Below are 23858 nucleotides of genomic sequence, written 5' to 3' on the forward strand. Positions count from 1 at the left end.
CAGAGCGCTTCAGTTTGCGTGTCGAGTCCGATGAACCGCACATTCCCCGGGGGAGCGGGCCCGAGTCTCGATTTCGTTCCATCACGTCCACTGCTGCCGGAATTCGCCCGAAATGCCAAAGGGGAAATGGAAGACGGTAGCGAATTTCTCCGTCTTTCCTCAACGGCAAGGGTGCCTTTTCGGGGTATGACATCCCTGCCGGCCGGTGGCTTTCCGGCGTCATTTTCCGACGCGCCGCAAGGGTCGCATCGCTTCGCATCACTTCGCATCGTCGTGTCCGCGACTCCGGTGGAGCCCCGGCGTCATTCCACGCCGTGCCGAAAGCACCTCACCCAGTGTCCCGGAGCGTGTTCCACCAATGGCGGCGCTCGATCGTCACAGGCGGGCGTCGCCTCCCGGCAGCGCGGTTTGAACACGCATCGCGCAAGCTCGCAGGTGTCCGGCTCCAACTCCGCCTTGGCGTGTCCGCGCTTTCCGGAAGCTTTCGGGTCGGGGACCGGGATGGCCTCAAGGAGCGTTTTCGTATAGGGATGGCACGGGCTGTCGAACAACGTCGTCTTTTCCGCCAGTTCCACGATGCGCCCCAGGTACATCACGGCGACCCGGTCGCTGATGTGCCGCACGACGGAAAGGTCGTGCGAGATGAAGAGGTAGGTCAGGCGAAACCGTTCCTGCAGGTCGAGGAGGAGGTTGATCACCTGCGCCTGGATGGAGACGTCGAGGGCGGACAGGGGCTCGTCGCAGATCATGAACTCGGGGTTGAGCGCCAGGGCGCGCGCAATCCCGATGCGCTGGCGCTGTCCGCCGCTGAACTCGTGCGGGTAGCGGTTGATCTGCTCCGGCCTCAGGCCGACCACTTCCATGATCTCCCGAACCCGTTCCCGCCGTTCGGCCGCCGTGCCCACGCGGTGGATCACCAGCCCTTCGCCGATGGTTCTGCCCACGGTCTGCCTGGGATTGAGGGATGAATAGGGATCCTGGAAAATGATCTGCATCCTGCGCCTGAGGGCGTGCATTTCCCGGGCCGGGAGCGTCAGCAGGTTTTTCCCATCGTAGGTGATTTCTCCCTGCGTTGGCGATTCCAGGCGCAGGATCAGGCGTCCCAGCGTCGATTTCCCGCAGCCGCTTTCGCCCACCAGCCCCAGGGTCTCTCCCCGGCTGACGGCGAGGTCGACGCCGTCGACGGCCCTGACGCTTCCGACCTGCCTGCGGACGAATCCGCGGGTGATGGGATAGTGCTTTTTCAGGTTGCTGAGCGCCAGCAAGGTTTCCTGTTGTCCTGTTTGCATGAAACCGGTCTCCAGGGGATGTGCGCGCGTCGATTTCCGAATCCTCTCGACCGAATTCGGTTCGATTCGCATCAATAGAGCCAGCACCGGACGGGGTGCCCGCCTTCGGGGTGCAGCAGGCCCGGTTCTTCCTCGAAACAGCGATCGAAGGCAGACGGGCAGCGGGTGTTGAACTTGCAGCCGCGCGGCAGTTCCAGGAGGTTCGGCACCACGCCCGGAATCGCTTCCAGCCGCTTTTCCCCGCCGGCGGCCCTTCCCGGGATCGAGCGCATCAGGCCCCGGGTATAAGGATGCAAGGGAAACTCGAAAAGGGCCCTCACGGGGGCTTCTTCCACGACGCGGCCCGTGTACATCACGAGGACCTGCTCGGCCAGGTTCGCAATGACGCCCAGGTCGTGCGTGATGAGCAGGATGGCCGTTCGGGTCTTCTCCCGGAGCTCTCTGAGCAGGTCGAGGATCTGCGCCTGGATGGTCACGTCCAGGGCCGTGGTGGGCTCGTCCGCGATGATCAGCCTTGGGCTGCACGCCAGGGCCATGGCAATCATGACGCGCTGCCGCATCCCTCCGCTCATCTGGTGCGGATAGTCTTTCATGTGGATCTCGGGAGAGCGGATGCCGACCATTTTCAGCAGCTCCAGCGTCCTGTCCAGGGAGTCCCGCCGGGAGAGCGCCATGTGGCGCTGCAGGACTTCGACGATCTGATCTTCCACGCGAAAAACCGGGTTGAGGGAGGTCATGGGCTCCTGGAAGATCATGGAAATCTCCCTGCCCCGGACTTCCTGCATCTCCTTTTCGCTCAGCGCGAGCAGGTCCTTGCCGTTGAACCGGACCGCGCCCCCGACGATCCGCCCGGGCGGGGAGGGAACGAGGCGCAGGATGGAATGGGCGGTGACGCTCTTGCCGCATCCCGATTCACCCACGATGCCGAGTATCCGGCCTTCATCGAGGCGCAAACCCACGCCGTCGACGGCCTTGGCAACACCCCTTTCGGTGAAGAAATGCGTTCGAAGGTCGTCGACCTCCAGGAGAACCCGATTCGCGCCCGGCTGATCCACCGCACTCCGCCCGTTTGCAGGTTGTCGTTGACCGACGCGCCGAACGGCGCGACGGAAGATCCGTTCCGGATCGAAAAAAAATACTATCAAAAACCGGGAGCAAAGTCAAAAAAGGGGCCGGTTCCCGTCTCTGCGGGCGTCGGTTCTCGCGGATCGTGCACGAATTGTAACCGGCGTGTGCAAGAATCGTAACCCGCGGCCCGGAACGACCCCGACGCCGTTTGATTAATCCAATGTAATCAATTCATTGAACTCTTGGCACAAACCTTGCTCTATGGTTCCATCGCGTTTTACGTGATGTGTGACGCCGATGCAACAAACAATCAACGATTCCACCCTATGAGGACAACATGGCCAGGCCGGCACACAAGATTTTCGACCTAGCGGCGGACGACCGCATGGAAGACGGCGACGGGATCGAGCCACTGGAGAACCGGGCGGAAGAAACCACTGTCTTGCGCCCGAGAATCGCCAGGGATGCGGTCCCGATCGACGGACGCACGGGAACCGAGGATGGCGCTGAGAAGAAAGAGCCTTTATCCTTCAAAATTCAATCCGATGAATCCGGAATTCTGAGACCTGTCTTTCCAAAGGCGGGGAATTCCACGGGTGTTGCCCGGTTCTTCCTGAGCCCCCCCAAAACCATTCCCGTGGTTGACGGTGTAAGGCCCCAGGTGAAGGGCAAGTTCCTTTTCGTCGGCGACGACAAGTTTTACGTTCGCGGTGTGACCTACGGTCCTTTCCGCCCCGAAGAGGACGGTTGCGAGTACCATACTCCCGAGGTGGTCGATAAGGATTTCGCTCAGATGGCCGCCAACAGCATCAATGCGGTACGGACCTACACGGTTCCGCCGCGCTGGCTGCTCGACATCGCGCAAAAACACGGGTTGCGGGTGATGGTGGGGCTTCCCTGGGAAGAGCACATCGCTTTTCTGGACAGCAAGAAAATGGCTCGGGACATCGAGAGGCGGGTGCGCCTGGGGGTGAAGGAATGCGCCGGCCATCCCGCGCTTTTGTGCCTCACCATCGGCAACGAAATTCCGGCCTCGATCGTGCGCTGGTACGGCGCCCGGAAGGTGGAAAACTTTCTGAAGCGGCTCTACGAGGCGGCCAAGGCGGAAGACCCCGAAGCGCTGGTGACCTACGTCAACTTCCCCACCACCGAATATCTGCAGCTGCCATTCGTGGATTTCGTTTCCTTCAACGTTTACCTGGAAACGAGGGAGAAACTGGAAGGATACCTGGCCCGCCTGCAGAACCTTGCCGGGGAGAAACCGCTGGTCATGGCGGAAATCGGGCTGGACAGCATCCGAAACGGAGTGGATGTCCAGGCTTCCACGCTTTCCTGGCAGATCCGGTCGACGTTCGCCACCGGCTGCGCGGGGATGTTCGTTTTCTCCTGGACGGATGAATGGCATCGGGGCGGGTTCGACATCGACGACTGGGGATTCGGCGTGACGGACCGGGACCGGAATCCCAAGCCGACCCTGGACGCGATCAGGAAAGCGTTTGCGGAAATCCCGTTCGCGCCGGACCTGGAGTGGCCGAGCATATCGGTGGTGGTTTGCTCCTACAACGGGTCGCGAACCATCCGCAACTGCCTCGACGGGCTGCGCCGGCTGGACTACCCCAACTTTGAGGTGGTCGTGGTCAACGACGGCTCCACGGACGGAACCGGGGAAATTGCCGCGGAATATGGTTTCAAGGTGATCAATACGACCAACCACGGGTTGAGCAGCGCCCGGAATACGGGGATGCGAGCCGCCAAAGGCGAGATTGTCGCCTACATCGACGACGACGCCCGCCCGGACCCGCACTGGCTGACCTATCTTGCCTATACGTTCCTCACCACCGACCACGTCGGTGTCGGCGGGCCCAATCTGCCTCCCCCGGAAGACGGTCCCATCGCCGCCTGCGTGGCGAATTCTCCGGGTGGTCCCATCCATGTGCTGCTCACCGACCAGGAGGCCGAACACATTCCGGGTTGCAACATGGCCTTTCGGAAATCGGCGCTCGAGGCCATCGACGGTTTCGACCACCGGTTCCGGATCGCAGGCGACGACGTGGATCTTTGCTGGCGGCTCCAGAAGAAAGGCTGGACCCTCGGGTTCAACCCTGCCGCCATGGTCTGGCACCATCGACGGAATTCGGTGAAGGCTTACTGGAAGCAGCAGAAGAACTACGGGAAAGCGGAAGCTTTCCTGGAGAAGAAATGGCCTGAAAAATACAACGCGGCCGGGCATGTTCCCTGGGCCGGGCGCCTCTACTTCAAGGGATTCGAGCAGTTGCTCAGCTGGTCGCGCGGCCGTATCTACCAGGGCACCTGGGGCAGCGCCCTGTTCCAGTCGATCTATCAGCCCGCGCCCACGCTGCTCTGGTCCCTGCCGATGATGCCCGAGTGGTACGCCATCATCGCGGCGCTCGCGGTTTTCTCCGTGCTGGGCATCGAATGGTCGCCGCTGCTCCTGGCCCTGCCGCTGCTCCTGTTCGCGGTTTTCGTGCCGGTTCTGCACGCATGCATGTGCGCCATGCACGTGGATTTTTCCCAGCACGGCGGCTCGCGCCGGCAGGTCTTCAAGCTGCGCGTCCTGACCGCAACGCTGCACCTGATGCAGCCCCTGGCCCGGCTCGTCGGCCGTGTGCGGCTCGGCCTCACCCCCTGGCGGAACTGCTCCGTTCCGGGGATCGCCCAGCCCTGGCCGTGGCCCAGGATGTTCACCGTGTGGAGCGAACAGTGGAGGTCTCCGCTGGACTGGCTGGAGTCGCTCGAATCCGGCATCCGAGGACTTCGGACCGTGGTTCTCAGGGGCGGCGATTTCGACCGCTGGGACCTCGAGCTGCGCGGCGGGCTGCTCGGCAGCGTCAGGGTGCTCATGGCCGTTGAGGAGCACGGGGGCGGCAGGCAATTCGTGCGCGTCCGCACCTGGCCCCGGTGTTCGACGGCGGGAATCGCGGTGACCCTGCTCTTCGGGTTTCTTGCGGCCTGCGCGGCCCTGAGTCATGCCTGGATGGCGTGCGGCCTCTTCTATGCCATCGCCTTCCTGTTCATGATCTGGATCGTCAAGGAGTGTTCCGCCGCCATGTCGGTGATGGTGCGCCTCTTGGGGACAGAGAACGATTCATGAAGCCGGCGGCCTGTATCGGCCGCATCCGGTCAATCGGACGAGAATGAGAAAAGGGTGTCGCTCCCCGCGGGGCGGCACCCTTTCCATTTTGGCGCGGACCGTCGTCGTCGGCAACTTCCTTGCCGGACGGCCGCCGGGTTAGCTCCACTGCATCGTCCTCTCCGGCCGGCATCGGGTTCGGATGAAACCGGGCCGCGACTTGACAAGCCCGGAGTGCGATTCCTAGCTTCAAGGACTGATACCCGTTCGCCTTCAAGATCGCGGAACAGGGAAGTTGCCGAAGGCGAGGCATATGTGGACGGGCACCGTCCCCGCGGTTCGCGAAACGGTGAGGAACGGCTTCAAGCCCTCCCGCCCGATGCTGCCGTCTTGAATGCGAAACGGTATGAGCCCATGCAGGGCCGCACGAAGAAGCACGTCCGTCCGAGAGGTTGTTTCCCATGGAGTTTTCAATCGGCTGGAATGCCGACTACATCGATGCTCAGTACCGGCTTTGGAAGTCCGATCCGAAGAAAGTCTCCCGGGAGTGGCGGATTTTCTTCGAGGGCTTCGAGCTTGCTTCTTTTCCTGAACCTTCGGGAATTTGCGATCGTGAAGAGGTTCTTCTCCAGGCCGGCGTCCAGGAGCTCATCCACCGCTACCGTGACATCGGTCATCTGCTCGCCTGCCTGGACCCGCTGGCGAGCTGCCCCATCGACCATCCCCTGTTGAGACTCTCGTCCTTCAACCTGTCCGAAGCGGCTCTCGATCGCAACGTTCAGGCTCCCGGGTTTCTGCATTCGAAACGGATGCCGCTGCGGGAGATCGTGTCCATTCTGAGGGACACCTACTGCGGGTCGGTCGGTGTGGAGTACATGCATCTGCAGGACCCGTCCGAGCGGGCCTGGCTCCAGGACCGCATGGAACCGATCCGAAACCGCCCGGACCCGGCTGCCGACGAAAAGCTCGCCATTCTCTCGGTGCTCACCCGGGCGACACTCTTCGAGCAGTTTCTCCATACGAAATACGTCGGGCAGAAACGGTTCTCCCTCGAAGGGGCGGAAGTCGTGACAGCCATGCTGGACAGCCTGTTACGGCGCGCGGCGGAAGCGCAATGCCGCGAGGTCATTCTCGGCATGGCCCATCGCGGGCGTCTGAACGTCCTGGTGAACGTTCTGCGCAAACCCTATTCGGACATCTTCTGCGAATTCGAGGATCATTACGACCCGGAGTCGATGGTTGGCAGCGGAGACGTCAAGTATCACAAGGGATACATGGCCGATCTCGAAATCCCCGGGGGGCGTTCGCTGCGTGTACTCCTGGCCGCGAATCCGAGCCACCTCGAGGCGGTGGACCCCGTGGTGGAAGGGATTGCCCGCGCGCGCCAGGACGGTTGCGGCGACTGTCTGCGCCGGCAAGTGTTGTCCGTCCTGCTTCACGGCGATGCGGCATTCGCCGGCCAGGGCGTGGTTGCCGAGACCTTGAACCTCTCCCTGCTGGAAGGGTATTCCACGGGAGGGACCATTCACGTGGTCGTCAACAATCAGATCGGTTTCACCACGCTCCCGGATCATGCCCGGTCCACGCGCTACTCGACCGACGTCGCCAAGATGCTCATGGTCCCCATCTTCCACGTTCACGGCGAGGACCCGGAAGCCGCCTGCTTCCTGGTCAAGCTTGCGCTGGACTACCGCATGGAATTCGCCAAGGACGTGGTCATCGACGTGGTCTGTTTTCGGCGCTATGGCCACAACGAAGGGGATGAGCCGTACTTCACGCAGCCCGTGATGTACGACCGCATCAAGGAAAGGCCTCAGCTCTGGCGCGGCTATGCCGCGAAGCTGAGGGACGAGGGCGTCGTTTCGGACGGCGAGATCGAGGCGATGCAGGATGGTATCCGCGAGTGCCTGGAGAAGGCCTTCGATTCCGTTCATGACAAGACCTGCCCGCTCCCCGTGAACCGGTTTATCGAAAGCTGGGACGACATCGGCCGCGACGATCCGGAAACGCCGGTGGAAACGGGGGTTGCCGAAGAGACGCTGGTTTCCCTCGCCCGCGGAATGAATGCGTTTCCGAGCGGTTTTTCCGTTCATCCCAGGCTCGAGCGTATTCTCGCCAGGCGCCTGGAGTCGGTCGAAAAGGGCGAGGGGATCGACTGGGCCACGGCGGAGCTGCTCGCTTTCGGAACACTGCTCGAGGAGCGGACGCCGGTGCGGTTGAGCGGTCAGGACAGCCTGCGGGGTACGTTCAGCCACAGGCACAGCGTACTGACGGATGTGAAGACGGGGGAGCGCTTCACGCCGCTGAACGCACTGAGCCCGCGTCAGGCCCGTTATTGCGGATATGACAGTATGCTCTCCGAGAATGCGGTGCTGGGATTCGAATACGGGTATTCGCTTGCGGAGCCGCGCACTCTGGTCATATGGGAGGCCCAGTTCGGGGATTTCGCCAACAACGCTCAAGTTATGATCGACCAGTTCATTTCGAGCGGGGAAACCAAGTGGCAGCGGCGAAGCGGCCTGGTGCTGCTGCTGCCGCACGGGTTGGAAGGGCAGGGCGCGGAGCATTCCAGCGCGCGCCTGGAAAGATTTCTCCAGCTCTGCGCCGAGGACAACATCCAGGTCTGCAACCCGAGCACTCCCGCCCAGTACTTCCACCTGCTCAGGCGCCAGGTGAAACGCAACGTTCGAAAACCGCTGGTGGTGATGGCCCCGAAGAGCCTGCTTCGGCATCCGCTCGCCGTGTCCGCAATGGCCGACCTCTCCGTCGGCCGTTTCCGGGAAGTGCTGGACGACCCGGGCGAAAGCGAGGCTCCGGAACGCGTGCTCTTCTGCAGCGGAAAGATTTACTACGACTTGGTCGGGAAACGGGACGAGGCTCGAACCGGACGCATTCCGATCATCAGGATCGAGCAGTTCCATCCGTTTCCGGAACGGCTGCTCGAGGAAATTGCCGCAAAACGTTCCCGTGCCGGGGAATGGGTTTGGGTCCAGGAGGAGCCCCGGAACATGGGGGGCTGGGGATTCGTGGGGCCCAGGCTGGAGGCGCTCACCGGCCGAGAGGTCGGCTTCATCGGCAGGAAGGCCGCCGCGAGTCCCGCGACAGGCTCTCACCGCGCTCACCTCGCCGAGCAGGAAGCCATTCTCAGGGAGGCGCTCAAGCTCTAGTGCCGCGAACCGCCGTATTACCGTGTGGGGGTCGGGACGATGACCTCATACGAAGTTACCTAGAAAATAGACTCCCTCGGAAGTCTGTTTTCATGCTTCGCGGGTGTCGCAGGGGGCATGGATAATTGCGTTCAAGATGGATTTTTCAAGCACAAAAGAGCGGGGGAATGATTCCCCCGCACCCCTCAAGTTTCGGCCACACGCGCAAGCGCGTGAGGCCGAGCGCTCGGCGCTGTCGGCGATTGGCCGAAGGCCGCCGCCGCAGCGCCACACGGAGCCGCGAAGCGGCGAGGGGGTGTGGGGGATACGTCCCCCACGCTTTTAGAGTATCATTTTGAACGCACATCCGTATCAAAACGCAACGGGAACTCGGGAAAAGAATCCCTCCGCGCCTGGAGGGGCGGTTTTGCGCGAAGGCGCGCGAGGTCGGTCGGTGCGTGTTCTCCGCGGAATCCTTCGGTCATCCTGGAAACCGGGGAGTTTCCGATCCGTCAATCGTCTGCCAAACCAGTGAGGAGTGACCATGCAGATCGAGGTGAAAGTGCCCGAGGTCGGCGAATCCGTGCAGGAAGCCCTGCTCGTCCAGTGGTACAGGCGTGATGGCGACATGGTGCGCAAGGGCGAGATACTCTTTATTATCGAAACGGACAAAGTCACGCTGGAAGTCTCGGCAGACGCGGACGGGCTGCTGAAAATCCTGGTCCCGGAAGGACAGACGGTCCGCATCGGGACGGTGGTAGCGACAATCGATTCGGAGGCTCGCGAGGCGAAGCCCCTCCCCGCCCGGCAGCCGGAAGCGGAGAAAACCGGAGAGGTCGTCGAAAAGGCGGCGGAACGGGAGGCCGCGGCGGCACCGGTTCCCGTCTCGCCCGTCCGGGCGCCGTCGCCGCCCGGAGCCGGCACTGCGGAAGCCTCGCCCCGGCCGATCGTGTCCGAATCGGTGAAGGAGCTCCTCGCCGAGAGGGGGCTGGACGCCGCACAGATTACCCCAAGCGGCCCCGGGGGCAGGCTGACCCGGGGAGACGTCCTCGCGTTCCTCGATGAACGAGGGCAAGAAACGACGGGAAAACCGGATGAAAAGACCGTCACGGAACCCGCGGTCATGCCCGAGGCGCCCCGCCGGGTGCCGCCGCGGCGGCAGGTCGTTTTAGCCCCGGAGGAATTGACGGTCCGCAAGCCCATGACCCCGATTCGCCGAAGAATCGCGGACCATATGCTCCAGGCGCGCCTGAACACCGCCATGCTCACCACATTCAACGAAATCGACATGAGCAGGCTCCAGGAAATAAGGAAACAGTTCCGCGATCTTTTTCAGAAGAAGCACTCGGTGTCCCTGGGGATCATGTCGTTCTTCCTCAAGGCTGCCGCGGTCGCGCTCAAGGAACTGCCCGAGCTGAACGCATTCATCGAAGGCCACGAAATCGTCTATCACAACTACATCCACATCGGCGTCGCGGTCGGCGCTGAACGCGGGCTGGTGGTTCCGGTCATCCGCGATGTGGACAAGCTCGGTTTTGCGGACCTGGAAAAGGCCATTCTCGACCATGTGCGCAAGATCAGGGAGAACCGGCTGGAAATGTCGGACCTGGAAGGGGGCACCTTCACGATCAGCAACGGCGGCGTATACGGGTCGCTCATGAGCACTCCCATACTGAACAGCCCTCAGAGCGGCATTCTCGGCCTGCACAAGATCGAGGACCGCCCGGTGGTCGTGGACGGCCGGATTGTCGTTCGTCCCATGATGTACGTGGCGCTGAGCTACGATCACAGGATCGTGGACGGAAGGGAAGCCGTCACGTTCCTGAAGCGGATCAAGGAATGCATCGAAAATCCGGAACGGATCATGGTGGAGATATAAGGTGGCGGGAGACGGGAAATACGATGTGATCGTCATCGGGTCGGGGCCCGGCGGATACGTCGCCTGCCTGCGCGCCGCGGAGCTCGGCCTCAGGGCGGCGTGCGTGGAAAAGAGCGACCGGGTCGGCGGCGCGTGTCTCAACGTGGGCTGCATTCCCAGCAAGGCGCTCCTCGAATCGAGCCGGTACTACACCCTCGCGAGAAAACGATTCCAGGAACACGGCATCGTGCTCGACGACCAGGTGCTCGATCTGCCCGTCATGATGGCCAGAAAGTCGGAGGTGGTCCGCGGTCTCGTGGAGAATGTCCGCAAGCTCCTGGAGAATGCGGGTGTGGCGCTCATCCGGGGAACTGCCCGGCTCGCGGGGGAACACCGCGTCGAGGTGACCCGTGACGGCGAAAAGACGATGCTCGAGGCCGATGCCGTCGTGCTCGCCACCGGCGGCGAGCCGGTCCCGGTGCCCTCCCTTCCCTTCGACGGCTGCAGGATCGTGAGCTCCACGGAAGCCCTTGATTTCGATCGGGTCCCGGAGCACCTGGCGGTGGTCGGGGGCGGCACTATCGGCTTGGAGCTCGGTTCCGTATGGAGCCGCCTGGGGGCTCGGGTCACCGTCATCGAAATGATGCCGGGCATCGCGGCCGTCGCAGACGGCCAGGTGTCGCGGACGCTCGAGCGTCTGCTCGGCCGGCAGGGACTCGAGTTTCGCCTGCGCACGAAGGTGACCGGGGCTGAAGTTACGGACGAACAGGTGGTCCTGACGCTCGACGCGGACGGCAAGGAGGATCGCATCGCCTGCGACCGGGTACTGGTTGCGGTTGGGAGAAAACCGTTCACCGGGGGCCTCGGCCTGGAGGCACTCGGCATCGGCACGGACCCGAGGACCGGGCATGTGCTGGTGGACGAACGGTATCGCACCGGCGTTGCGTCGATCTATGCCGTCGGGGACCTGGTGCCGGGCCCCATGCTGGCGCACAAGGCTTCCGCTGAGGGAATCGCCGCCGTGGAATGCATCGCCGGGCTTCCGGGTGAAGTGAATTACGACACGATCCCCTCGGTCATCTACACCTCGCCTGAAGTCGCCGGCGTCGGCCTCACCGAAGAGCAGGCCCGCGAAAGGGGACTCAGCTTCGTCGCCGGGTCCTGCCCGTTCACGGGTTCCGCCCGAGCCCGCTGCATCGGGGATACCGACGGCTTCGTCAAGGTCATCGCCCACGGCAGGACCGGCCGTCTGCTTGGTGTACACATCATCGGGCCGGAAGCGTCGGAACTGATCGGCGAATGCGCCGGGGCCCTGGAACGCAATGCCACGGCGGAGGAATTCGCTCGGGTGGTCCGCGCTCATCCCACCCTGTCCGAAGCCGTTCGCGACGCCGCCCTCATCGTCCAATCAAGCAGAAAACGGGGATGACGGGTTTCCCTTCCCAATTTGGACTGTTCTCACCCCGCAGGCCGTGATATCTTCCCGTACCGCCGATGTTTCGGTTATTATAATAAAATTGTGCGCGCGCATGAGGAAGGCCCATGGTGTGTAGCCCTTGAGCCTCAAGGGAATGGATCGGCCCGAAGGGCTTCCTCATGCGGTGCGGCATGGTCGATGGAAAACCCGAAAGGTTCTCGGGGGCGGATTTCCGGTTCGGAGGAGTTCTATGGCAGGTTCGCGGCTGCGCATCATCGTGACCGGGCTCGCGGCGCTGTACCCGGTGGGCGGTGTGGCGTGGGACTATCTTCAGTACATCGTTGGTTTTGCCCGCCTGGGCCATGATGTTTACTACCATGAAGACTCATGGAGCTGGCCCTACCATCCCATCCAAAAGACCTACACGGCGGATCCGACCTATTCGGTCGACTACATCGCCGACTTCTTCAAGACTTACGCTCCGGATTTGACCGGCCGGTGGCATTATCTCCATCTGCACGACCGGAGCTACGGGATGGACCGAAGCGCATTCGACGAAGTCGCCCGCACGGCGGATCTCTTCCTCAATGTCAGCGGGGCGTGCATGATCCCCGAAAACCTGTCCGCAAACTGCGTCAAGGTGTTCCTCGATACGGACCCCGGCTACAATCAGATCATGCTGAGCGAGCGGCTGTCATGGTCGGAGAACGTGGACCGCTGGTGCGCGACGGTTGCCGCTCACGATCGGCATTTCACTTACGCCGAGAACATCCATGGGGCGGACTGCATCGTGCCCAGGATGGATTTCGCGTGGAAGACGACCCGGATGCCCGTCATCCTGGACCTTTGGTCCGGGCCTGCGGCAGAGCCGGCCGATTCCGCCAGGCCCTGGACGACCATCATGACCTGGAACGCCTTCAAGGGGAAACTCGTTTACAAGGGAGTGGAGTACTTCAGCAAGGGCACCGAGTTCGAAAAGCTGATGCACCTGCCCCGACAGGCACAGGCGCGGCTCAAGGTGGCGGTGGGAGGCGTCGATGCGCCGCTCGATCGGCTCGCCGAGTACGGCTGGGAGGTGGTGGACGGACCCGGGGCCACGGTGACTCCCGCGGACTATCAGCGCTTCATTGCCGAATCCCGTGGGGAAATCTCGACGGCCAAGCACGTTTACGTCGCCATGCGCACCGGCTGGTTCAGCTGCCGGTCCGCCTGCTACCTGGCCGCGGGCCGCCCGGTGGTCGTGCAGGACACGGGATTTTGCTCCATCTTCGATTGCGGGAAGGGAATCCTCGCGTTCAATACGCCGGAGGAAGCGGTGGAGGCGATCCGCCGGGTGGAGAGGGATTATTCCCGCCAGGCCTGCGCCGCCCTCGGCGCTGCGGCCGAATACTTCGATTCGGACAAGGTCCTGGCCCGGTTCATCGAGGACGCTTTTTGAAGGGGGCGTGTTCCATATGAGCGAGCGCAAGCAGGGGAAAGGCAAGATCATCGTCTTCGGAATCATGTTCTGGTATCCGCTGGCCGGCGTGACCTTTCAGTTTCTGCACTATCTCATCGGCCTGAAGCGCCTGGGATACGACGTTTACTATGTCGAGGATTCCGGCCGCTGGATCTACAATGCCGACACGTTCCTGTTTTCTCCGGATGCCACCGACAACGTCGCGGCCGTCGCTCCGATTCTCGACGCTCATGGATTCAAAGGTCGCTGGGCCTTTCGGGGCAATTATCCCGGCGGAAGCTGCTACGGCATGACCGAGGAGCAGATCCTGGCGCTTTATCGCGAGGCGGATGCTTTCCTGAACGTCACCGCGTCGCAGGAGCTCAGAGAGGAGCACATGGCCTGTCCGCGACGGATCTACGTGGAATCGGATCCGTTTGCCGTCCAGGTCAAAGTGGCCGAGGGGGATGAGCCGACCATCGCCGCCCTGGAGGCCCACGACACGCACTTCAGCTTCGGCGAGAACCTGGGCGCGCCCGATTGCGATCTTCCCCTCGAACGGTTCAAATGGCTCCCCACGCGACAGCCCGTGGTGACGGACCTATGGGACAATCCGAATCCCCCTGCGCCGGGAACGGCGTTTACCACCGTCACGACGTGGCACAACAAGGGCAAGAGCCTGGTCTTCAGGGGGGAGAAGTACCACTGGACCAAGAGCCGCGAATTCGTCAGGTTTATCGACCTTCCCGAGCGGCGCAACGTGCGGTTTCAGCTGGCCCTGGAGATCAACGAGCCCACCCGCCGCATGCTGACCCGGCACGGCTGGGAGACGGTCCGATCCCTGCCGATTTCCCGGGGCGTCGACAGTTATCGCGCCTACATCCAGGGGTCGAGGGGGGAGTTCACGGTCACCAAGGAGCAGGTGGTGAGACCCCGGACAGGCTGGTTCAGCGACCGAAGCGCCTCCTACCTGGCCGCCGGCCGGCCCGTGATCACCCAGGAAACGGGTTTCAGCAAGTACCTGCCAACCGGAAAGGGACTTTTCGGCTTCCTCACCATGGACGATATCCTGTCCGCGGTGGACGCCATCGAGAGCGACTATGAAGGAGCGTGCCGGGCGGCACGGGAAATAGCAGAGGAATATTTCGGCGCCGAAAAGGTCTTGAGGAGCCTGATGGACAGGGCCGGTCTCTAGACCCGCGAGCCTTCCGGCCCTCCGCCGCCGGCCTGCTTTGGTGCGACAGGATGCAGACCGCTCATACCCGACCCATACCCCCGCAGAGGCTGACCTGGCCGGACATGATGAAGGGGATTTCCATCCTCTGGATCGTGTTCTTCCACTTCTTTCATGCCTACAACAACGGGCGCTTCCCGTGGCTCCTCGGCTTCGGGAATTTTTCCGCCTGGCTTGCCGAGCAGCATTCCGGCTCGATCCTCGGGACCATTTCCGCGGCCCTCGAAGGCATCGCCGCCGTGGTGTTCGAGCGAGGTTCCCAGGCGGTGGGCGTCTTCATCGTGTTGAGCGGGTTCGGGCTCGCCTACTCGCTGGCCGGGAGCGGCGGGCGGCCGGGCGGATGGAATTCCTGGTACCGCAGGCGGTTGTTGAGGCTGTTTCCCATCTATTGGCTGGCCCATCTGATCTACCTGGTCTCCCCCTTCATGGACCGGCAGGACCCGATCGATTTTCGTTTTGTGCTGAGTGTCCTGGGCGACAGATTCTACCCCGCCGAAACGGTTTTTTACTACCTGGTGCCGGCATGGTGGTTCTTCGGGTTGCTCCTGCAACTCTACCTCTTTTTCCCCCTCTTCTCCAGGCTGCTGGACAAAGCGGGGGAGGTGAAGTTTCTCATCCTCTGCGGGGTGTTTACGCTGTTGAGCCGCTATCTCCTGTCCGAAGTCCTGGAGGCGAACGGCAATTACGCGCAGGGGGCGTTTTTCGGAGCGCGACTCTGGGAGTTCGCCTTCGGCATGGTCGTGGGGCGGCGATACTTTCTGAGAACCGGCGAAACCGAACGTCGCCTTTTTTCCTGGCGGGCGTCGGGCGCGGGCATCGTGATCTATATTCTGGGCGCCTACAGCTATCAGCCGACCTTCACCAACATTTTCACCGACATGCTGATCGGCACCGGCCTGTTCATCATCATCGCGCACGCGGCGGTCCGGATGGATCGATGGCCGGCCGCCGCGAGGCTCCTTTCCTCGGTAGGGGTCTATTCCTACAGCCTCTACCTGCTGCACCAGCCGTACGCGATCTATTTCGGAAAGCTCCTGCGGGAATTCGAAATGCCCGCCTACATAGCGGCATCGTGTGCCATCACCGCGATCATGACCGTGGGGACGATGCCCCTGGAAAAATACACCAACCGGTTCGCCGGCCGGCTGTTCGGGGGGTGACGAAGAGTGGCGGCTCAGGCGGCTTGCGCCCTCCTGCAAAGACGCCCGGGCAGGGATGACTCCAGACAGAGCCGTTCGCGCGGATCGTCAGTCCCGACAGCCGGCCATTATCCGGCTATCTCGCGAGGACCACCTTTCGCACCCCCTCGGGGCTGACGGTTCCTTCAGCGTCGGGTTTTCCGGCCCACGTCATGACGAACTCCCGGTAATAGCTCACCAGGGTCACATTCATATCCAGTTCCATGCCTTCGCGGAGCTCGGGAACACCGAGGAGCTCGGAGGGGATGAAAGCTTCAACGGCCATGTGGGGCAGGGACTTGTCGAGTCTCTGGACCCTGCCCGCCGTCGGGACCCGCTCAGGGGGTTTGCCGTCCAGGGACTGAAACAGCAGCGGGCGGATTTCGAACCCGTCGGGAAAATCCGGGTTGTCGGCGGGAACGAGGTAGACGGCAAAGCGGCGAGTTTCGCCCTGCACCGTCGATTTGAGGTCGATCCGGAACGCCTCGCAGCGGGGAAACTCACCCGTGTAGGCCAGGAAAGCCGGGTCGACGAAAGTGTTGGCCAGGCTTGCCAGGTAAAGCCCCTCGGGCCTCCAGGCCAGATGCACGTCGCCGAAGGGAACGTATGGTTCCGGCGCGCGAAAACCCGTGACCCTCGAACGCTCCTTGTCCCATTCCACCAGCGACTGGTCCGTTACGTCGATGGGGGTCGAGGCGCGAAAGATCGGGACGGCCCTCTTCCCGGTGCCTTCGTTGTCGTCGTCCGGCGGAAGTTGCACGACGGCCGTGCGACTCCATTTGTGGATGGTTTCGAGCACCGGGTTGAGTTTCCGAAAGGCTTCGGTCACTTCCTCGTAGGGACGGTTGGCCGTGTCGATCAGGCCCATGTTGTAGTCTTCGCCGTCCTCCCGGCCGCCGAGCGGTTCATCGCAGTACTGGAACCAGTGAGCACCCACCACGTTGGGGAACCGGGCGAAGTTCAGCATGGCGTTTCCGGCGCCCCAGGCCCGTTCGGCCTGAGTGGTCACCGTCATCAGGTGGCCGGGCTTGGCGTACTTGTTGCGGGCCGTTTCGTTTCGGTTGCCGCTCCGGTTCTCGTGCGCGGCGAAGAAAAATTCGGTCACCAGGACCGGTTTGTCGTTCAGGCGTTGCATGCCTTCGAAATAATAGGGGGCAACCCAACCGTCGGGGGTATCCACGTTGTAGTTGGTCGAGATCACGTCCACGTTGTTGCCGATGGCCAGCAAGGCGTCCTGGTGGTAATAGAGCGGCAGACGGTCGCCGAGAACCAGCGCTCCCGGATGGGCCTTTCGGATGGCCTGGACCATAAGATGGTAATACCTTTTGGCGACCAGGTACATGAACCGGTTCACCACGCGGATTCCGTGTCCCCCCGGGCGCAGTTTGAGGGCGGCCCCCCGCTGCTTCAGGTCCTCGAACCCGTTGATCCCTTCGGCGGGCACCCAGTCTTCCAGGAGCAGAGTCCAGTCGTTGCGGTACCGTTCGGCCAGGAGCTGCCAGAGGACCCGCTTGGTCCGGTTGTGCCAGTCCGCCTTGAGATACCATTCAAAGAGCGGGGAATTCCACCAGCCCACTTCATTGTCCGAATAGTACCCGATCAGGCGCGGGTCGTTCCGGAAGGGTGCGGTCAATTCCACGGCTTTGTCGGCGGTGATCTGCTCCATGGCAGGATCGAAGGGATCGAACCAGTGGAACTTCGAATTCCGGCCCAATTCGAGATCGACGGTGAGCATCAGGTCGAGCTGCGGGGAAGAATCGGACCAGCCGCCGCGGGTATTGAAACCGAGTGCGTCGAGTTGATCGCCCGTGCATTTTCGCCAGTCTTCGAGGGAGGAAAAGAAATTGTTCCAGCAGTAAGCCTGCCGCAGGCGGCTTTTTTCGCTGTCCTTTCCTCCCGTAACGATATTGACTCCCTTGGAATAAAAAGGTGCCCCGTCAGGAGTGACAAGCCAGTACACGCCGTCCCGTTTCGAAGTTCCCCATGCCGCCGGCTTTTCCGGCGTTTCCCCCGCAAGGGCGAGGCTGCATGCGATCAGAATCGACAAAAACGAATGAAGAAGATGACGGATCATCATGTCCCCTGGAACGAAACAAGGTCCTTCGGCCGGGAAGGCCTCGGACCTTTCTGGAAGGAACGAAGAACACGACAGTCGCACGGGTTCCTACGTCATCGGGCGTCCGCCCGGTTGAAGCAGAGCGCGTATTCCTGCGGCACCGCCATGATCTGGGCCGAATCGAGATGCCCGAACAATTCGCACGGTCCCGTGAAAAGATTGAGAAAATAGCCCAACACGGGGGACTGGCTGGCATGAGCCTGGAGCGCCCTTCGCTTCCCGTTGAGCTCATCGGAGGTCAGCGGCAGGTTCAGCCATTCCGTGCCGGCCAGGACCTTTGAAGCCGACGAGGAGCCGCGAACTCCCGCTCTGTCGATTTCTTTCGACCACGAGTCGGACTGAGGGTAGTCCCTGAAGTGGACCAGGTAGGTGAGGACCTGCGTGCAAAAAAAGGACAATTCACCTTCCTGGTTGAGCTTGCGCAGGGCATCGAGCACGAACACTCCCGTGGTGGCATGGTCGGGATGGTGGTCCCTGGGATCGGGGATAACCACCCAGTCCGGTTTGAAGTCGTTGAGAACGCGGGCGATCTCGGCTTCGAGATCCACCCCGGCGTATTTCACCCACCGGCTGAGCTTTCCCTTCACGTAAGGGCGGTTGAAGCGGGTGTAAGGGGAAGTGTAAGGTTTACCCCTGGACCAGTAGGTTTCCCAGAGGTCGTCGATGCCGGAGTCGGGGAAACCGAGGAAAATCGCATCTTCGCGCGGAAGCCCAAGCTCACAGAGTGCCTGGACGGCTTCTTCCTGCCGCCCCTGGCCGTATTCGATGAAATCGTTGCTCGATGCCACCGCGCGCTTGATCCGAAGCTTCACCCCCTCCGGGTAGCCGTCGCCGTTGGTCACGAACACGACGCATACCTTCCCGTCGTTGTCCTGCACACGCTGGATGAGGCCGCCCGCCGCCAGGGACTCGTCGTCCGGATGGGGCGAGAACACCAGCAGGCGCAGGCCTTCGGGAACCACCAGGTCCCTCCTGGAAATATACGCAAAAGGCGACGCGCTGAAGTCCGACGGCCGGGTCGTCAGGCCGGCCGGCAGTTTCCCCCCGCCGCGATCGGGATTGGGCATTGCATCTTTCCCGGCCGATGAAATCCGGCCGTGGTCTGCGATGCCCTGCGAGTGCGAGGTCGCATTCCCGGGCACGACGAGAGACAAAAAAATCAGGGTCAATCCTGCGGCCCACTGCTTCACAGTTCCATACCTTCCCCGGCGAGGGTAGCCCCTGGCGCAACTCCGACGAAAGACCCGAGCGACACCTCTTTTTCCTGCGTCCGCCCCGCCGCAGGCGGCGTCGTTCGTCCCCCTGCTCTTCCTTCTCCTCCAGCCATCCGGACCGGCTTCAACGGAGGTGTCCCCCGGCGGATCCGCCGGCGCAGGACGGTTCCTGCGGGATGCCGCACCCACGGAGACCGGCGCGGTGGCGACTGCCCTCCTCCGGCTCGGTCGACGGCACGTCATGTGCTTTGATCAATGGCTGTGCGGATTGAAAAAGACTATAAAGAACTTCTGTTTGCAAGAAAAGAAAAAAACACAATATTTTCTACTGTAATTGCGGGAGGAGAGCCGATCCATGCGGACTTCGGAAAGGGGGCCTCGATGCCGGCCGCGGGCCTACTCCTCGAGACTGAACTGGGACCGGTACAGCAGGGCGAAGGGACCGTTGCCGTGGACGAGTTCCTCGAAAGTTCCCTGCTCGACGATCTCCCCCGATCTCAGGACGATGATGAGGTCCGCATTGCGCACGGTGGAAAGCCTGTGCGCGATGATGAAAGTGGTGCGGTTGGCGGTGAGGCGGTTGAGTCCCTCCATGATGAGCGCTTCGGTTTCGGCGTCCACGGACGAGGTCGGCTCATCGAGGATCAACACCGGGGCATCGCGCAGAATGGCCCGTGCGATCGTGATGCGCTGCCGCTCTCCTTCCGAGAGGGTGGCGCCCTGTTCCCCGACCAGCGTGTCGTAACCCTGGGGCAGGCGAGCGATGGAATCGTGAATGCGGGCCAGTTTGGCCGCTTCGACGACTTCCTCCAGGGTGGCTTCGGGGCGGCCGTAGGCAATGTTCTCGCGCACCGTGATCGGGAACACCAGGGGCGGCTGCAGCACCATGGCGATTTGCGTGCGCAGGGATTTCAACTGGAAGTCGCGGATGTCCGTGCCGTCCAGGGTCACGCGGCCTTCCAGCGGATCGTAGAATCTCGGGAGGAGGCTCAGGAGCGTTGATTTCCCCACCCCGGTCGGCCCGACGATGGCCACCTTCCGGCCCGCGGGAACGTGGAGGGAGACGTTCTTCAGAACCGGCTGATCCGGGACATACTGAAACGAGACGTTTTCCCACCACACGTCGCCTCTCGCCCCCGATGCCGGAAACACCAGGTTGCCCTCGGCCAGGTCGCGTTCCACGTCCAGTATTTCAAAAACCCTCTGCACGCCGACTTTGGCCCCCTGGATCAATCCCCAGGTCTGGCTGATGGTGTTGATCGGGGCGTACAGCGACGCGAGGTAAGCCGTGAAAATCACGATTTCGCCCACGGTGAGACTCCCGGAAAGCACGTGTTGGGCGCCGACCCACACCACGAAAGCCGTTCCGAGGGCCATGACCACGTTGATGATGCCCGAATAGAAAGTCTGAAGCGTGTAGAGCCGCAGGCTGGCATCGAGGCTCTGGTTGCTCGCGGCCATGAACTTCCGGTGTTCTTCCTCTTCCTTGGTGAATGCCTGGATGATGCGCATGGCCGACATCCCCCGCTGCACCACCGAGTAGACCTCGCTTTCCTGCTGGCGCGCCACCGTCGCGGCGAGGCTGATCCGTTTGCTGAGCAGCGAAATCGACAGGAACAGGACCGGGCACACGCTCAAGGCCAGCACAGTGAGCTGCCAGTCGATCTTGAGCATGACGGCGAACATTCCGATCAGCAGCGCCAGGGCGGTGGCGATCGGGAACACGCCGTTCATGGTGAGGCTCTGAATGGCGTAGGTGTCGGCCGTGACCCGGTACATGAGATCGCCCACCTGGCGGCGGCTGTGAAATGCCAGGGAAAGCCGCTGCAGATGGCTGTACAGGTCGCGGCGCAAATCGTTCACCATCCTCTGCCCGATCTTGATGGTGGTGTAATTGTTCAGCAGGGTGATGCCGCCCAATACCAGGTAGATCACGATCAGCCCCGCACAGGCGGCGACGAGCAATGCCTGCTTCGAGAACAGCTCGTGCAGGTTCCACGGTGAGGGGCTGTCGCCGAGCACGCTGTCGATGACGATCTTGAGCGGCCAGGGCTTGAGCAGTTCGCATCCGCTCATCAGGAATACCTGCGCCAGTGCGAACAGGAATGGATACCGATACGGCCAGAGGTAGGGCAGAATTTTTCGTCTCATATTTTCGTCGCTTTGCCGCGAATGGTTTCATTTTCCGGCGGGCCCGGGGATTGCCGGGCCGGACCGCCGACTCTGCGGATGGGATTATCTAGCCCAACGGGCGTGCGATATCAACCTAAATCTGGGCAAATCAAGGGCATAGGGCACAATGGGGGCACGGCGGCGCACAGGGGAAGGGTGGCGGCAACCGTCGGCGCGGCACGGCAAAATGATGCGGGCCGGAACACCAAAAGGATTGTCAAAGTTCTGCAAACGAATATAATTACCGGCGCTTACGGGCATTGGCCGCGCTCGGCGGGGATTTGCCCCGGATTTCCGGTTGCGGCGTGATCCTCCTGATTTCAATCCGAAAGGAATGTAAATGCATCTTCGCAAACGCAGTGCAGTGACAGGCGGGGCCGGTTTTCTCGGGTCGCACCTTTGTGAGCGCCTCCTCAACGAAGGCCGTGACGTCCTGTGCATCGACAATTTCTACACCGGGAGCAAGCGCAATATCCTGCACCTGCTCGACAATCCCTATTTCGAGCTCTACCGTCACGACATCACCTATCCGCTCTACATCGAGGTGGATGAGGTTTTCAATCTCGCCTGCCCGGCGTCCCCGATCCACTACCAGAACGATCCGGTTCAAACCACCAAAGTGAACGTGCACGGGTCCATCAATATGCTGGGACTGGCCAAAAGGCTGAAAGCGAAAATCATGCAGGCCTCCACGTCCGAAGTCTACGGCGACCCCAAAGTGCATCCGCAGCAGGAATCCTACTGGGGACACGTGAACCCGATCGGGCTGAGGTCCTGCTACGATGAAGGCAAACGGTGCGCGGAAACGCTTTTCTTCGACTATCACCGGCAGCACGACCTGAAGATCAAGGTGGCGCGGATTTTCAACACGTACGGTCCGCGCATGCATCCCAGGGACGGGCGGGTGGTGTCCAACTTCATTGTCCAGGCGCTGCAGGGGCAGCCCATAACCATTTACGGCGAGGGGACCCAGACGAGATCCTTCTGCTATGTGGACGACCTCATCGAAGGGTTCTGGAGACTCATGAACACCAAGGACGAATTCACCGGTCCCGTCAACCTCGGGAACCCTGTGGAATTCACCATCGCCGAACTGGCGGAAAAGGTCATCGGATTCACCAAATCCCGTTCGCAGATCGTTCATAAGCCCCTGCCTCAGGACGATCCCATCATGCGCAGGCCCGATATCAGCCTTGCCAAAAAGGTTCTGGACTGGGAGCCCAAAGTGCCTTTGGACGAAGGGTTGAAAAAGACCATCGACTACTTCGACGACCTGCTGAGGACCGGAGGCATGGAACTCGACTGAGCGGACAATGGGGCCAAACCTACACTTTTCACAAAACTCCATGAGCCGCGGATAGTTCCGCATGAATGCGCCGGGCTTTCCGACCCGCGACGGCTGCTGCCGGGATGCCCTTGCGGATGGGCGATTCACGATTTCAATGCCGGGATTCATGCCTCGCTAACTTGAGAATGGAAAGGGAACGAGAATGGGGGATCGATCCATCGAGAACAAGGTCCTCGCCCTGAAAGAGAAGCTGAGCGGTGCCGAGAACGTCGTGGTGTTGACCGGGGCCGGCATTTCCGCGGAGTCGGGCGTTCCCACGTTTCGCGGGGAGGGCGGACTCTGGCGCACGTACCGGGCCACCGACCTTGCGACTCCCGAGGCATTCGAGAACGATCCCAAGCTTGTGTGGGAGTTCTACGGGTGGCGCAGACAGCTTCTGGCGCCGCTCGATCCCAATCCCGGTCACTATGCCCTTGCGGAACTGGAACGCAGGATACCGCGCTTCACGCTGATCACCCAGAATATCGACGGCCTTCACCAGAAGGCCGGAAGCGCAAACATCCTAGAGTTGCACGGCAACCTGTGGTGGGTTCGCTGCACCCGGTGCGGCAGCCTGACCGAAGACCGCACCGTTCCGCTGCCCGAGTTGCCCCGCTGCGGTTCGTGCCGGGGACTGCTCAGGCCTCACGTGGTGTGGTTCGGAGAAATGCTCGAGCCCAAAATACTCGATCAGGCCTACGAGGCGATCCGGGACTGCGGCGTGATGCTGGTCGTCGGCACGTCGGGAACCGTTCAGCCGGCGGCGTCCATGGGGGTGATCGCCAGAAAGCAGGGGGCGACGGTGGCCGAAGTCAATCTCGATCCGACCCCGTACAGCGGCGCCTACGATATCAGTATTTCCGGGAAAGCCGGGGAAATCCTGCCGCGGCTGCTGTGATCGCGAGCAGGCGGGCGGCGTTGCAGCGCTCATGAGTGAGACCGGTCGGCACTGTCGAGCCCAGGAAGCGAGGACGCCGCGCCGTTGGGGCCGCCGGACTGCAATTTTCGTGAGTGTGCCCCGTGGGCATCATCTTCCATGGGGGTGCCGGCTCATCGAGCCCGGGGCATTCCGTCATCCACGAGTGTGACCGGTTGCCGGAGCCGGGCGCATTACGGAAAGCATCGCGCGTGAGTTTCCGGCTCACGGCCGTCTGTTTCGAAATACCCAGGATCCGGCTCATTTTCATGGTTTGTTGTGAGCCCCCGGTTCTTATTCCGTGTGCCGGGCCGTCCAGGCAGGAATGACGACGGTCATGATCGTCGTGCTTCTTTTTGGTTCGTCCGGCTCAGGGCTGTTTGCGGCATATTGC

The 23858-nt window shown here is 62.0% G+C and carries 14 protein-coding genes; 9 read left to right on the forward strand and 5 right to left on the reverse strand.

The genetic code is table 11. The features are described 5' to 3' along the window. Positions 1-302: 302 nt before the first annotated feature. Together SFUM_RS18305 and SFUM_RS18310 are read right to left on the reverse strand one after the other, a co-directional pair. Positions 303-1289 carry an ABC transporter ATP-binding protein gene (locus SFUM_RS18305; protein ID WP_011700339.1) on the reverse strand — a complete coding sequence of 329 codons (987 nt, stop codon included), beginning with the start codon at positions 1287-1289 and terminating at the stop codon, positions 303-305. Between the two features lie 71 nt (positions 1290-1360). Continuing rightward, the gene (locus SFUM_RS18310; protein WP_011700340.1) at positions 1361-2344 is read right to left on the reverse strand and encodes an ABC transporter ATP-binding protein; all 984 of its coding nucleotides are present in this window, start codon (positions 2342-2344) and stop codon (positions 1361-1363) included. Between the two features lie 350 nt (positions 2345-2694). On the opposite strand from SFUM_RS18310, the gene SFUM_RS18315 reads away from it, so the two are divergent. The 7 genes from SFUM_RS18315 (at position 2695) to SFUM_RS18345 (ending at position 15701) form a co-directional block, all read left to right on the forward strand. Beyond that, the gene (locus SFUM_RS18315) at positions 2695-5469 is read left to right on the forward strand and encodes a glycosyltransferase (protein ID WP_011700341.1); all 2775 of its coding nucleotides are present in this window, start codon (positions 2695-2697) and stop codon (positions 5467-5469) included. A 440-nt stretch (positions 5470-5909) separates the two neighbouring features. Continuing rightward, entirely contained in the window at positions 5910-8615 is a 2706-nt protein-coding gene (locus SFUM_RS18320) for a 2-oxoglutarate dehydrogenase E1 component (protein WP_011700342.1), read from the forward strand. 523 nt (positions 8616-9138) lie between these two features. After that, positions 9139-10473 carry a 2-oxoglutarate dehydrogenase complex dihydrolipoyllysine-residue succinyltransferase gene (gene odhB / locus SFUM_RS18325; protein WP_011700343.1) on the forward strand — a complete coding sequence of 445 codons (1335 nt, stop codon included), beginning with the start codon at positions 9139-9141 and terminating at the stop codon, positions 10471-10473. Between the two features lies 1 nt (position 10474). Continuing rightward, positions 10475-11881: a dihydrolipoyl dehydrogenase gene (gene lpdA, locus SFUM_RS18330; RefSeq protein ID WP_011700344.1), complete on the forward strand. Its 1407-nt coding sequence runs from the start codon at positions 10475-10477 to the stop codon at positions 11879-11881. A 238-nt stretch (positions 11882-12119) separates the two neighbouring features. Next, complete coding sequence (locus SFUM_RS18335; protein WP_011700345.1) at positions 12120-13307, forward strand: glycosyltransferase family protein; 1188 nt, start codon at positions 12120-12122, stop codon at positions 13305-13307. 16 nt (positions 13308-13323) lie between these two features. After that, entirely contained in the window at positions 13324-14502 is a 1179-nt protein-coding gene (locus SFUM_RS18340; RefSeq protein ID WP_011700346.1) for a hypothetical protein, read from the forward strand. Between the two features lie 50 nt (positions 14503-14552). Further along, positions 14553-15701, forward strand: coding sequence for an acyltransferase family protein (locus SFUM_RS18345; RefSeq protein WP_011700347.1), 1149 nt, complete (start codon positions 14553-14555; stop codon positions 15699-15701). 115 nt (positions 15702-15816) lie between these two features. Here SFUM_RS18345 and SFUM_RS18350 read toward each other — a convergent pair whose 3' ends face one another. From SFUM_RS18350 to SFUM_RS18360, 3 genes are all read right to left on the reverse strand, one after another. Beyond that, positions 15817-17796, reverse strand: coding sequence for a hypothetical protein (locus SFUM_RS18350; protein ID WP_049766425.1), 1980 nt, complete (start codon positions 17794-17796; stop codon positions 15817-15819). 92 nt (positions 17797-17888) lie between these two features. Further along, complete coding sequence (locus SFUM_RS22090; protein ID WP_011700349.1) at positions 17889-18902, reverse strand: PIG-L deacetylase family protein; 1014 nt, start codon at positions 18900-18902, stop codon at positions 17889-17891. 543 nt (positions 18903-19445) lie between these two features. Next, entirely contained in the window at positions 19446-21200 is a 1755-nt protein-coding gene (locus tag SFUM_RS18360; RefSeq protein ID WP_011700350.1) for an ABC transporter ATP-binding protein, read from the reverse strand. 361 nt (positions 21201-21561) lie between these two features. Between SFUM_RS18360 and SFUM_RS18365 the strand changes: the two genes are divergently transcribed. After that, entirely contained in the window at positions 21562-22527 is a 966-nt protein-coding gene (locus tag SFUM_RS18365; RefSeq protein WP_011700351.1) for a UDP-glucuronic acid decarboxylase family protein, read from the forward strand. A gap of 184 nt (positions 22528-22711) precedes the next feature. After that, positions 22712-23446 carry an SIR2 family NAD-dependent protein deacylase gene (locus SFUM_RS18370; protein ID WP_011700352.1) on the forward strand — a complete coding sequence of 245 codons (735 nt, stop codon included), beginning with the start codon at positions 22712-22714 and terminating at the stop codon, positions 23444-23446. The last annotated feature ends 412 nt before the right edge of the window (positions 23447-23858 follow it).

The sequence above is a fragment of the Syntrophobacter fumaroxidans MPOB genome (assembly GCF_000014965.1).
Taxonomy (GTDB): domain Bacteria; phylum Desulfobacterota; class Syntrophobacteria; order Syntrophobacterales; family Syntrophobacteraceae; genus Syntrophobacter; species Syntrophobacter fumaroxidans.